The organism is Marinifilum sp. D714, from assembly GCF_030851345.1.
Classification (GTDB): domain Bacteria; phylum Bacteroidota; class Bacteroidia; order Bacteroidales; family Marinifilaceae; genus Marinifilum.
Window position 1 is genome coordinate 21,489 of sequence record NZ_JALPNU010000020.1, and the last position, 12,594, is coordinate 34,082.

Genomic DNA, 12,594 nt, shown 5'->3' on the forward strand with positions numbered 1-12,594 from the left:
GATTTGGTGATTTTTGATCATGATTTAAGGCTATTTAATCTACAAAAAAGCAGGTAATTTTAGGGCAAATTTACGTTTGTCAATAAAATCATAACATTCCTAAATTTCAGAGGCATTTTTAGAACAAATTTGCCTCTTTTTTTGTAACTTATATAGAACGAGTCTTAATAAGAAGAATCTTTCTTATTGTCGTTACTATTCTTGTTGTTTCTTTTAAAATTGGGGTGTTATGAGGAGATTGTATTTGTGGACGGAAATGTTATTCTTGTTTATTGGGCTACCATTATTGTATTATTTTGAAATGATCCCTGTCCATAAAGCAATACCCCTTGTGCTTGTGTTTTTTTATTGTCTATTTATTATTATAAAAGACAAAAAATTTGATCGTGAGATATTTAGAATTAAACGAGACTATCCTTGGCAGGACTTTCTTTTAAAAGGATCGATTCTTTTAATCATTACCTCCATTTGGGTATATATATTTCGAACCGATGTCTTTTTCCACTTGCCACGTAATAATTTTTGGATTTGGGTTGCTGTAATTGTGAGTTATCCCATATGGTCGGCTTACACACAAGAATTTATTTTCCGAGCTTTCTATTATCACCGATACAAGTTATTATTTACCAATCCTGTTGTGATGCTTCTGGTAAATGCGGTTTGTTTTGCCATGGCTCACATCATATTTCGCAATTGGATGGCATTAATTTTCACTTTTATTGGTAGTATCATATTTTCTTATACCTACTTGCGCAATAAATCGCTAAATGCAGTATTTCTTGAGCATTCGCTTTATGGGAATATATTATTTACCAATGGTTTGGGCATTTACTTTTATTTGCCAATGTAATATTACGGCATGAGTGAGTAATATTAAGCATGTTTTACTTGGGTTTGCATACGGCTATTTAATCGTAAAATTCCCAGACAAGCCATTACTACCAACGAAGATCCAATGATTTCCTGTGTGGTAAATATCTCATTGAAAACCAACACTCCTATTATCACATTTACAATTGGAATGAGCATGTGAAATGGCGATCCGGTGGCTATGGAAACATGTCGATAGCCTTCGGTGTTCAACAACTGCGCACATGCCGATGCCAGACCTATAAATATTAATATATAGCTACTGGTAACCGGACCGGTTAGTTCGGGAAGGTTGGCCGGAACGAGAAATATCCAGAACCCAACAATGGATTGTGCAAAAAAGATGGCATAAGAGTTATCGGTACCATGCAATTTCTTCACAATTAATATGGATACTGCATTGGTTATTGCACTGAGCATGGCCAGAAAATCAAACCATCCAAAACTCCACGACTTGCCAGCTTCGGTATACTGAAATGAAACCATAACAATGCCAATTAGTGCCAATAGCATCATCAACCATTTTGCAGTATGAATTTTTTCTTTCAAGACTATGGCACTCAATAAGGAAGCAAACAAAGGGTAGGAGTAAGAGTAAACCGAGGCTTTTCCCATTCCTATTTTTACAATGGCCAAATAGAACAAGGCAACCGATGCTGTGCCGGTAATTCCTCTTAAAAGAAGCAATGGGCTGCGAACAAATTTAAGATCTATTTTTCGCATCATGGCCAATATGCCAATAACGCCTACACCTATGGCGAATCGAACAAAAACTGTAATGTATGTGCTTACATGAGACATGCTTCGTACTAGAGTAGTCATAATGCCAAATGCAATTACTGACAATATCATAAGAAATATGCCATAAGAACTTCCTTCTCGTTTCATTTCAATATGCTCGTGTTAAATTCGCGACAAAGGTAGAGGCTTTTATGGCGGATACCAGCAAAATGCTTAAAAATCTTATTTTAATTGATCCTTGATGTCTTTTGTGATGTTAGATTTAACATCACCTGTGTGAGCTGTAGATTTGTTTTCAATTAACATGATTTTGCATTCGGATTGAGCAGATACGCGATGTTGAAGTCCTTTTTTAACGATGAATAATTCACCTTCATTCATAACAAAAGGTTCTGCACCTTCTACTTCCATTAGCAGACTCCCTTCGATAATTAAAAACATTTCATCTTCGTTTTTGTGATCGTGCCATGGCAGTTCATCACCTTTGATTTTGGCAATTTTCACATATACATCGTTTACTTCGCCAAGCACTTTGGGTGAAAAGTAATCTTTAATATTATCAAAGTTCTCTTTTAAGTTGATCTTCATGCTCCTGGATTTTAATATAGGAAACTAATATAAGTAAAGATTCGTGATCTTTTGTAACTTTAATCTATGCCAAATCTTATTCATATCGTATATGTAAGCTTTTCGAGGAACCAACTTTCGGAGTTGGAACTCGATCAGTTATTGTCTGAAATCAGACCAAAGAACTTGGCAAACGGAGTAACAGGTTTGCTTCTGTATAATGATGAGATTTTTATTCAGGTAATAGAAGGAGAAACAGACACAATTCGCACGCTATACGATATATTGCAGAAAGATAGGCGCCATACCAATATTGTAAAGATATTAGAGGAGAAAATAGATCAAAGATCTTTCCCGGATTGGAGCATGGGATATCAGAAACTAAGCAAGGAAGATTCGAAAGATTTACCAGGTTTTACTGATGTAATGTCTTCCAATGACATTAGAAATTCTCTAAAGCAAAGTTCACAAGCCATTGTTGATTTAATTGTGAAGTTTATGAAATATACCTGAGGCTTACTTCAAAGCCATCCATTTAATTTTCAACTGAAACTCTTCAGCTTTTTTGTTGCCGATTAAAAAAGCTACCTCCGACAATTGATCGGCATTAAAATTAGGATAACTCAATCGCCTGCCACGAAAACTGGCATAAAAATCTTTGAATGGGATCTCAATAACCTGCCAATCACCTGTTGTGGTGAAGTAATTGATGTGTGAGTGAGACTGGGAAGTTTGTGATTTTAATCGGACTTGATATCGCTTGCCATCACCTTTAATCTTCATCACTATTTTGGAATGAGAAGCAATTTCAATGGGATCAAAAATATGTTTTACCATGGCAAAACCTCCATTGTTTTCCAACGAAACATAGCCCTTAAATACGGCACAGTTTTCACCGTTCAGGAAAATTCCTGAATCCGATCTTCCACCCATCACCACATCGTTTACAATGTACCAATCCGATAGATTTGTATCACTGGTGAAATCGGCCAATACTTTTGTGTCCGCATTCGTTAACATCTGTAATAGAATTAATAGTGTTCCCATGCATTAAAAACAAGTATGGTGCCGAATTGTTTTGGATGTAAAGGCGTTGAGGGAAAAAATTAATCTTCGAGCAGTTCTAGCTCTTCCTCACCTTCATCTATTAACCTAAGAACTTCAAGAAGCTCCTTTGATAATATTGGAGCTGGAGGTTTCGGCCTATATCCATTAGGGAAAAACCAAATTCCAATAGGATGATATTCTATTAGTGCTATCTTTTCTTTAAAAGAAGCTTCAATGTAATTTTTGTCAAAGTAGAATTGAGCACTTTCGTTCCTTAATTCTATCATAGATGAGTTAGTGATGTTAATTACTTTTTTAATTAATCTCCAGTCTGTTCTTTTTAATGTTGAATCTGGAATTAATTGTGTTTTCACATATAAAGCTCCTTTACTTACTAGTACAGTATCTAGAAGTGGGATAATCATGATTCTTTTTTCAGGAAGTTCATCACTTTCATGTTTGTTTAGGATGAAATGTTTAAAGAGTGGTTTTATAGAATCTAAATGTAATTTGTCTCCTACCCTTGAACTTAATTGATTGTTGCGATCAATGTTCACATAGAACACGTTTCTGTGTTTAATGCTCATATCATAAACATCATTAGAACATAGATAATAATTGAGTTCAGTTTTTTGTATTAATGTATCTACTCTTTCAATTGCTGATATAGTACCATAAGGATACTTCACAATTGAGTCATTCAAAAAATGAATAAGCTTTTGTTCTTCAAGACTATCAGTAGAGTTCATGAAACAATTGAACAGTTCAGCTAATTTCAATTCTTCATATCGGACTTGTTCTTTTTGTTCAGTGCACTTTAAGAATAAAAAAGAGGTAATAATTGCAATGAGTATAAGATGGTTTGATTTCATGTTTTATTTTGAGTAGATGAAAAGTAGTTGTAAGTTAATGAAAAAGCATAGATTATGTGTGGTTGTGACATAAGTTTGTTAAGATCATTTATAGATAACAAGAATTTAATTGAGATTTGTATCTCAGATGATAATATTTCGTAAATTTGGTTCAGTCAAAAGATGTTGATATGTACGTGAATCATACTTTAACATACAGTTACCGCAGACTTTTTAGTTGTTTAATAATCTATTCTTAAACAATTGTCCTTCCAATGGCAATGTGTTGGTGCACTTTGCTGTCACAAGCTACATTTTATTTTTAAGTACTGATATTCCTATCTGGAATGCATATGCAGTACCCAAAAACATCGTTTCGAATAGATTAATAGAAAAACAATGACAATAGATAAAACCATTCCGCAAAGAGCGGCAAAGTCGGGAAGTAACTTCGATAAAATCAAGGGACAAGGCCCGGGCATGAATGATAGAATAAAGCAACTAAGAAAAGTAAGTGTTGATACTGAACCATCACTTTCTATTGAGCGTGCTTTAATTGAAACTGAGTTTTACAAGGAAAATTACGGCAAATACTCAATTCCAGTATTGCGTGCCAAAACTTTCTACGAAATATGTAAGCACAAAACCATTTACATTGGCGATGGAGAATTGATTGTAGGCGAGCGTGGGCCTTCTCCAAAATCGGTTCCAACTTTTCCTGAGTTAACCTGCCACAGTGTTGATGACTTGAATGTTTTAAATACTAGAGAATTACAGCGTTACACCATTTCACAGGAAGAAATTGATACTTATGCCAGGGAAGTAATTCCTTATTGGGAAGGTCGTACCCAACGAGAAAGAATTTTTAATCATGTACCAGAGGAGTGGAAGGCAGCTTACGAGGCAGGTTTGTTCACGGAGTTTATGGAACAGCGTGCACCAGGCCACACTACTTTAGACGGTAAGATTTATAAAAAGGGATTACTGGAATTTAAGAAAGACATTCAGGAGCATATTGACCGTTTGGATTACATGAATGATGATGAAGCTACCGATAAATTAGAGGAGCTTCAGGCAATGGCCATCTCTTGTGATGCGGCAATTCTGTTATCGGAGCGTCATGCAGATATGGCTGAAGAATTGGCAGCGAAAGAAGAAGACGAAACCAGAAAAGAAGAATTATTGAAAATTGCAGAGGTTTGTCGTTGGGTCCCTGCCAATGCACCAAGAACATTCTGGGAAGCCATTCAGATGTACTGGTGGATGCACTTGGGAACCATTACAGAATTGAATGGTTGGGATGCCATGAATCCAGGTCATTTCGATCAGCACCTTGAACCTTTTTACAATAAAGAATCGGCAGAAGGAAAACTAAGCAGAGATGAGGCAAAAGAATTGCTTTCTTGTTTCTGGATTAAGGTGAACAATCAGCCAGCACCTCCAAAGGTTGGAATCACAGCTCGCGAAAGTGGAACTTACAACGACTTTACCAACATTAACATTGGTGGTGTAAGAAAAGATGGATCTGACGGGGTAAGCGAGGTTTCCTATATCATGCTTGACATTATTGAAGACCTGCACATTTTACAGCCTGGTAGTTCCATTCACATTAGTTCTCGTACTCCTGAAAGATTCTTAAAGGCAGGATGTAACGTAATCCGCCAGGGACATGGCTATCCTTCGGTATTTAATCCGGATGTTTACATCATGGAAATGTTGGGACATGGAAAGACAATTGAAGATGCTCGCGAAGGAGGATGTAGCGGATGTATTGAAGTTGGAGCCTTTGGTAAGGAAGCTTACGTTTTGACTGGGTACTTGAATGTTCCAAAAATACTCGAGGTAACCTTAAACAATGGAATCGATCCGGTAACTGGAAAGAAAGCAGGTATCGAAACTGGAGATCCAAGAGCTTTTACTTCCTACAATGAGTTGTACGAGGCGTTTTTGAAGCAGGTGAATTTTGTTGTCGATCAGAAAATCAGGGTGAGCAATTACATTGACAGAATGTTTGCCAAATATGCACCAGCTCCTTTGTTGTCTGTATTAACTGATGATTGTATTGCTCGAGGCAGAGATTATTACAATGCTGGTCCGCGTTACAATACCAACTACATTCAGTGTACCGGATTGGGAACGGTAACCGATAGTTTATCCACTTTAAAGAAACATGTTTTCGAGGATAAGAATTTCAGTATTGATACCATATTGGATGCGGTTGCAATCAATTTTGAGGGAGAGGAAGTATTGCGTCAAACCATTTTGAACAATACGCCATTCTTTGGAAATGATGATGATTATGCTGATGATATCGCCTTGAAGGTTTATAATGATTTGTTTGCAGCAATTGATGGAAAACCAAATACAAAAGGAGAGACTTTCCATTTGAATATGCTTTCGACTACTTGCCACGTTTACTTTGGTAAAGTTATGGGAGCTACTCCCAATGGACGATTGGCGGGAAAATCCATTTCTGATGGAACTTCGCCTTCGCATGGTTGCGATACTCACGGACCTTCAGCCGTAATCCGATCGCTTACCAAATTGGATCACACGAAATCAGGCGGAACTTTGTTGAATCAACGTTTCTTGCCAAGTTTGTTGAAGCGTGATGAAGATATTGCCAAATTATCGAAATTGATCAGATCCTACTTCTCATTGGGAGGGCATCACATTCAGTTTAATATTGTGGATACAGCAACCTTATTGGCTGCACAAAAAACACCTGAAGATTATAAGGATTTACTGGTGAGGATGGCAGGATACAGCGATTACTTCAATGATATGAATGCAGATTTGCAGCAGGAAGTAATCGACAGAACAGAAAATGAATCGTTTTAATGGGTAAAGCATTAATTTTTGATATCAAAAGATATGCAATCAATGACGGACCGGGAATTAGAGTGACAATCTTTTATAAAGGTTGTCCTTTGTCCTGTGTTTGGTGTCATAATCCTGAAAGCATATCGCCATATGCACAAAAAATGTATACCGAATCGAAATGCATTGGTTCGGTAAAGTGCGTTGAAATTTGTCCGGAATCGGCATTGGAATTAACGAGGCAAGGCATTGTAACCGACGTTGAAAAGTGTACTTTGTGTGGCAAGTGTGCCATGGTTTGTCCTACCAAGGCCATCGAGATGTCTGGGAAAGTATACTCGAGCGATGAGTTGATGAAGATTATCGAAAGGGAAACCATATTCTTTGATCATTCGGAAGGTGGAGTTACTTTTTCGGGAGGTGAGCCATTGATGCATCACAAAGGTTTGATTGAAATTTTGGACAAATGTGCAGAAAAAGACATTCACAGAGTTGTGGATACCACTTTGTTTGCCAAATCGGAAGTTGTATTGGAAGTGGCCAAGCGAACCAATTTATTCCTGGTTGACTTTAAAGCTTTCGAGTCGGAAGTACACAGGAAATATACAGGGGTAAATAATGAATTGATATTAAAGAATATACAGTTGTTGGCGGAAAATAATGCTGACTTCATTATCAGGGTTCCCTTTATAAAAGGTGTGAATGCTGATGAGGAAACAGTTGAGAGAATGGCGGACTTCTTGTCTACAATTCCCTGGAAGCGCAAGGAAGTTAACTTGTTGCCTTATCACGATGTGGGAAAACACAAACATACAAAATTGGGATCGGAGTATTTGGTGGAAAATATGGAGGTTCCAAGTGAAGATGAATTGGCAAGAGCACAAGAAATATTTGCCGAGTATGGAATTTCAGCAAGTGTTGGTGGCTAGGAAGTAATAAAATAATATTGGTTTGGAGAGCAGTGGTATCATTATGGTATTGCTGCTTTTTTATTTAGAATCATTTAAAATAAATTCTATCTTTAATGAATGTTACACCTTAATGAGAGATATAGGTTTATGGTAGCATTGATCGTACTGATTGGCATGTTTCCAATCGAATCTTACTCTCGGAATAATAAGAAAGCAATGAAAGTTCAACATACAAACCGATTGGCTCAGGAGAATAGTCCATACTTGTTGCAGCATGCACATAATCCAGTTGATTGGTATCCATGGGGAGAAGAAGCCTTGCAAAAGGCAAAGAATGAGAATAAAGTAATACAGGTTAGTATTGGTTATGCTGCCTGTCATTGGTGTCATGTAATGGAACGCGAGAGTTTCGAGAATGAAGAGATTGCTAAAATTATGAACGAATTTTTCGTTTGTATTAAAGTAGATAGAGAGGAGCGACCAGACATTGATAGAATCTACATGGATGCTGTGCAATTAATGACGGGTAGTGGTGGTTGGCCACTCAACTGTTTCGCCATGCCTGATGGAAAACCATTTTTTGGAGGAACCTATTTTCGACCAAATGATTGGGTAAGAGTACTACAAGGTATTCAAAATGCATGGTTAAGTGAGAAAGATAAAGTTGAAAAAGTAGCTGATCAAATTTCAGAAGGAGTAAGGAGTAATGAACTGATTGAAGTAAAATCGGAATCCAAAGCATTTGATATAAATGATGTGACATTGGGTTATGAAAATTGGCAAAAGGATTTCGATAAAGTTGAAGGTGGCAATAATCGCGCCCCTAAATTTCCATTGCCAGGCTCTCTTCAGTTTTTGCTTCGTTATTATCATGCCAGCAAAGATCAATCGGCTTTGGATCATGTAGTGCTTACATTGGATAAAATGGCGGCAGGAGGAATTTATGATCAAATTGGAGGCGGATTTGCCAGATATTCAGTGGATGCCATTTGGAAAGTCCCTCATTTTGAAAAGATGCTATACGATAATGCTCAATTGGTAAGTTTATATGCTGAAGCCTATAGTCTGACGAAAATTAAAGAGTACAAAAGGGTAGTTGAGGAGACATTGGATTTTATTGATCGCGAACTGAGTTTGCCAAATGGAGGATTTTATTCTTCTTTGGATGCCGATAGCGAAGGTGTTGAAGGCAAATTCTATGTTTGGGAAAAATCAGAAATAGAAAGTGTTTTAAAAGAAGATGCCGAATGGTTTTGCGAGTATTTTGGTGTTAGCGAAAAAGCGAATTGGGAAGAAGGAAACATTTTAATGATTTCGGCCGATAAAAAGGATCTTGCTACGAAATTAGGAATTACGATAGAGCAATTTGATGAGAAAATAAAGAACGCTTCGAATAAATTGCTCTTAAAGCGTGAAGAAAGAATACGCCCAGGTTTGGATGATAAGGCTTTAACGAGTTGGAATGCATTGATGATTAAAGGATTTGTAGATGCTTACAAGGCTTTGGGAAAACAAGAATATCTGGAAAGAGCTGAGAAAGCAATACATTTTATTGAAACAAACTTGATGAAAGGAGAAGGCCATTTGCACCGAAATTACAAGGATGGAGTTTCGAAAATCAATGCTTTTCTGGACGATTATTCTTTTACCATAGAAGCCTATGTTTCCTTGTATCAGGCCAGTTTTAAAGAAGATTATTTAATTAAAGCTGATCGATTGAAGAAGGTGGTAATGACACATTTTTCAGACGAAAAATCAGGAATGTTTTTTTATACATCTAATGAGGATCCTGATTTAATAGCGAGAAAAATGGAACTGCTGGACAATGTAATTCCATCATCAAATTCTTCCATGGCAAAATCTCTTTTCCTGTTGGGAACCTACCTGGAGAAGGAAGCTTACAAGGAAAGGTCGAAGCAAATGCTTGCCAATGTTTACGAACGAATGTTAAAAGTACCATCCTATCATTTTAATTGGGGACAATTGTTTTTTTACTTGGCTAATTCAACTTACGAATTGGTGATAATGGGTGATTTAGCAATGGATGAGAAACAAAAAATAGAATCTTTGTTTTTGCCTAATGTGCTTATTTCAGGAAGTTTAACCGAGAGTGAGTTGCCTTTGTTGAAAAATCGTTATGTTTCTAAACAAACAACTTTTTATCTTTGCAAAAATAGAACTTGTAAAATTCCCGTTACTAATGTAAGGGAATTATTGGATCAGTTACAAGAAGAAATATCAGAATAAACTAAAAACCAAATAATAATGACAAGGAAAACAACCTGTAACGTACTATTAGCAGGATTGGTATTTGTATTGGCTGCCTGCGCTACTGTACCAATCACCGGACGTAAACAAATGAATCTTTTCCCTGAGAGTGAAATGATTTCAACAAGTCTTACGCAATATGATGCTTTTTTGAAGGAAAATAAACTTTCGAAAGACAAAGCAAAAGTAGCCATGGTTAAATCATGTGGCGATCGTATAGCTAAGGCGGTAGAAGAATTTATGAATGCCAATGGAATGGGAGATAGAGTTGCCAATTTTAAATGGGAATTTAATTTGGTAGAAGATGATACGCCAAATGCATGGTGTATGCCTGGAGGAAAAGTGGTTTTCTATACTGGTATTTTACCATACACTCAAACTGAAACCGGATTGGCAGTTGTTATGGGACACGAAATTGCTCATGCCGTAGCGCGTCATGGTAATGAACGCATGAGTCAACAAATGGGAATTCAAGCTTTGGGACAAGGTTTGGCAATAGCTTTAAATGAAAAACCTGCAGAAACACAAAAGATCTGGATGACTGCCTTTGGTGTTGGTGCCAATGTTGGTGTAATGCTGCCATTCTCTCGTTCACATGAAAATGAAGCAGATAAAATGGGGCTGATTTTTATGGCAATGGCAGGTTACAATCCTGCTGAAGCGGTTGAATTCTGGAAAAGAATGGGCGAAAGTGGTGGACAAAAACCACCGGAGTTCCTTTCAACTCACCCCGCAGATGATACTCGAGTGGCAAACCTAAAAGCTTTTCTTCCGGAAGCAATGAAGTATTATAAAAAGAAATAAGAGTCTTGTAAGGACACAAAAATACATTTAGAATAAACGCAGAGGATTACATTCCTTTGCGTTTTTTATTTATAAAGTTGACTTTACCTATTCTTAGAGTCGTAGTTCAGTTGGAAATAAATAATTTCGAATTACTTACGCAATTCTTCCTTGTTTTCCAGATGTTCAGAATTCCAAATTTCTTCAGGAATGCTATCGTCATCTTCCGGCATAATAACTCGTGGTTTTTGAGGACCTTCGTTTCGATAAGCCAAAGCATAAGTTAAGCCAGAAATTGCTCCAAACAGGTGTCCTTCCCAGGAAACATCCTTTAAGATTGGAAAGATTCCCCAAAAAAATCCTCCATAAAGGAAAACCACAACAAAGGAAATGGCTATTAATCGATAGTAATTTCGGAAAATACCACTAAAAAACAGAAAGGAAGCGAATGAGTACACCAATCCGCTGGCACCAATATGATAGGCTTCACGAGCACCTATCCAAACCAAAATATTGGTAGTTAGGTAACAAAGAATAAAAATTCGGTATGACAGAGGTCGATAGAAATAAAATATTCCCCAACTCAGCACAAAAAAAGGTACCGAATTGGCCATTAAATGCTGAAAATCTCCATGTATTAAAGGACTTGTGATAATTCCCACTAAACCTTTAACATGTAATGGGAAAACACCCAGTTTTGTAAAATTCAAACCCAATCCCCATTCAAAAATCTTAATTGCCCAAATTAGAATCAAAAAAGCGAGCGGAAAAATTAAACTGTGTTTCAGTTTTAATTGTTCAAATTCTTTGTTGTATGGTTCAGGTTTTCTCAAATAATCTACTGGTTGATTTCACTTTCATTGTTAGCAGATTCCGGAATAAATTCAGGAGCTGATTTGTCCACCAATTTGCCATCGATACACTCAACGGTTCTGGCTGGGAATTTTTTTAGCAAATCGTGTTGGTGTGTGGCCATGATTACAGTTCGTCCGTTCCTGCTAATGTCCATCATTAATTGAGCCAGTTCATCCGAAGTTTCAGGATCTAAATTACCAGTAGGTTCATCAGCCAGAATAATATCAGGAGAATTAAGTAGGGCGCGAGCAATTACAACACGCTGTTGTTCACCACCCGATAGCTCATGTGGCATTTTGTAACCTTTGTTGCCCATGTGAACCTTTTCCAGAACCTCTACAATTCTGTTTTCGATTTCTTTTTTGTTTTTCCAACCCGTTGCTTTTAAAACAAACTCCAGATTCTCTTTCACCGATCGGTCGGTTAACAATTGAAAATCCTGAAATACAATTCCAATTTTTCTGCGTAAGAATGGAACCTGCTTGCGCTTGATAATTGGCAGATAGTATCCGGCAACCGATCCACCACCTTCTGTTAAAGGCAAATCTGCATATAAAGTTTTTAGTAGACTCGATTTTCCACTTCCAACTTTACCAATCAAATAGACAAATTCGTTTTTTTCGATTTTCAGATTTACATCGGTAAGAATAATGTTATCCGCTTGACGGATAGTCGCATTTTTTAATTCTATTATTGCAGATTCTGACATGTGTGTTCGTTTTACGAGTTGTAATACAGATCGTATTTAATCCCGATAATTATCGGGAGATCGATAACTTCATTTTGTTTGTTATTGATTTTTAAATATCTACCGGCATTATACTTCAATCATTTTGATATGTAAATGGTATAATAAATACGTCGATTTACAAATCTAAAAA

Annotated in this window: 12 protein-coding genes; 6 read left to right on the top strand and 6 right to left on the bottom strand. The window is 36.8% G+C overall.

Features of this window, described 5'->3' with window-relative positions:
* Positions 1-229: 229 nt before the first annotated feature.
* Positions 230-850, top strand: coding sequence for a CPBP family intramembrane glutamic endopeptidase (locus M0051_RS15375; RefSeq protein WP_306742390.1), 621 nt, complete (start codon positions 230-232; stop codon positions 848-850).
* Between the two features lie 23 nt (positions 851-873).
* Here M0051_RS15375 and M0051_RS15380 read toward each other — a convergent pair whose 3' ends face one another.
* Together M0051_RS15380 and M0051_RS15385 are read right to left on the bottom strand one after the other, a co-directional pair.
* Positions 874-1,758 (bottom strand): DMT family transporter, encoded by an 885-nt coding sequence (locus M0051_RS15380; RefSeq protein WP_306742392.1) that lies wholly within the window; start codon positions 1,756-1,758, stop codon positions 874-876.
* Between the two features lie 75 nt (positions 1,759-1,833).
* Positions 1,834-2,199, bottom strand: coding sequence for a cupin domain-containing protein (locus tag M0051_RS15385; RefSeq protein ID WP_306742393.1), 366 nt, complete (start codon positions 2,197-2,199; stop codon positions 1,834-1,836).
* Between the two features lie 66 nt (positions 2,200-2,265).
* Here M0051_RS15385 and M0051_RS15390 point away from each other — a divergent pair, with 66 nt between their 5' ends.
* Complete coding sequence (locus M0051_RS15390; RefSeq protein ID WP_306742394.1) at positions 2,266-2,691, top strand: BLUF domain-containing protein; 426 nt, start codon at positions 2,266-2,268, stop codon at positions 2,689-2,691.
* Positions 2,692-2,694: 3 nt separating this feature from the next.
* Here the strand turns inward: M0051_RS15390 and M0051_RS15395 are convergent, their stop codons facing one another.
* Together M0051_RS15395 and M0051_RS15400 are read right to left on the bottom strand one after the other, a co-directional pair.
* Complete coding sequence (locus M0051_RS15395; protein WP_306742395.1) at positions 2,695-3,225, bottom strand: CIA30 family protein; 531 nt, start codon at positions 3,223-3,225, stop codon at positions 2,695-2,697.
* A gap of 59 nt (positions 3,226-3,284) precedes the next feature.
* Positions 3,285-3,974 carry a hypothetical protein gene (locus tag M0051_RS15400; RefSeq protein ID WP_306742396.1) on the bottom strand — a complete coding sequence of 230 codons (690 nt, stop codon included), beginning with the start codon at positions 3,972-3,974 and terminating at the stop codon, positions 3,285-3,287.
* A 501-nt stretch (positions 3,975-4,475) separates the two neighbouring features.
* Between M0051_RS15400 and hypD the strand changes: the two genes are divergently transcribed.
* The 4 genes from hypD (at position 4,476) to M0051_RS15420 (ending at position 10,879) form a co-directional block, all read left to right on the top strand.
* On the top strand, positions 4,476-6,917 hold the full coding sequence (gene hypD / locus M0051_RS15405; RefSeq protein WP_306742397.1) for a trans-4-hydroxy-L-proline dehydratase: 2,442 nt from the start codon (positions 4,476-4,478) through the stop codon (positions 6,915-6,917).
* Positions 6,917-7,825 carry a glycyl-radical enzyme activating protein gene (locus M0051_RS15410; RefSeq protein WP_306742398.1) on the top strand — a complete coding sequence of 303 codons (909 nt, stop codon included), beginning with the start codon at positions 6,917-6,919 and terminating at the stop codon, positions 7,823-7,825. Before hypD ends, M0051_RS15410 begins: the two co-directional genes overlap by 1 nt.
* 198 nt (positions 7,826-8,023) lie before the next feature.
* Positions 8,024-10,054, top strand: coding sequence for a thioredoxin domain-containing protein (locus M0051_RS15415; RefSeq protein WP_306742399.1), 2,031 nt, complete (start codon positions 8,024-8,026; stop codon positions 10,052-10,054).
* Between the two features lie 18 nt (positions 10,055-10,072).
* Positions 10,073-10,879 carry a M48 family metallopeptidase gene (locus tag M0051_RS15420; protein ID WP_306742401.1) on the top strand — a complete coding sequence of 269 codons (807 nt, stop codon included), beginning with the start codon at positions 10,073-10,075 and terminating at the stop codon, positions 10,877-10,879.
* A gap of 131 nt (positions 10,880-11,010) precedes the next feature.
* On the opposite strand, the gene M0051_RS15425 is transcribed toward M0051_RS15420, so the two are convergent.
* Together M0051_RS15425 and M0051_RS15430 are read right to left on the bottom strand one after the other, a co-directional pair.
* On the bottom strand, positions 11,011-11,691 hold the full coding sequence (locus M0051_RS15425) for a rhomboid family intramembrane serine protease (RefSeq protein WP_306742402.1): 681 nt from the start codon (positions 11,689-11,691) through the stop codon (positions 11,011-11,013).
* Positions 11,692-11,696: 5 nt separating this feature from the next.
* A complete protein-coding gene (locus M0051_RS15430) occupies positions 11,697-12,422 on the bottom strand; it encodes a cell division ATP-binding protein FtsE (RefSeq protein ID WP_306742404.1) in 726 nt (241 codons plus the stop codon).
* Positions 12,423-12,594 lie beyond the last annotated feature (172 nt).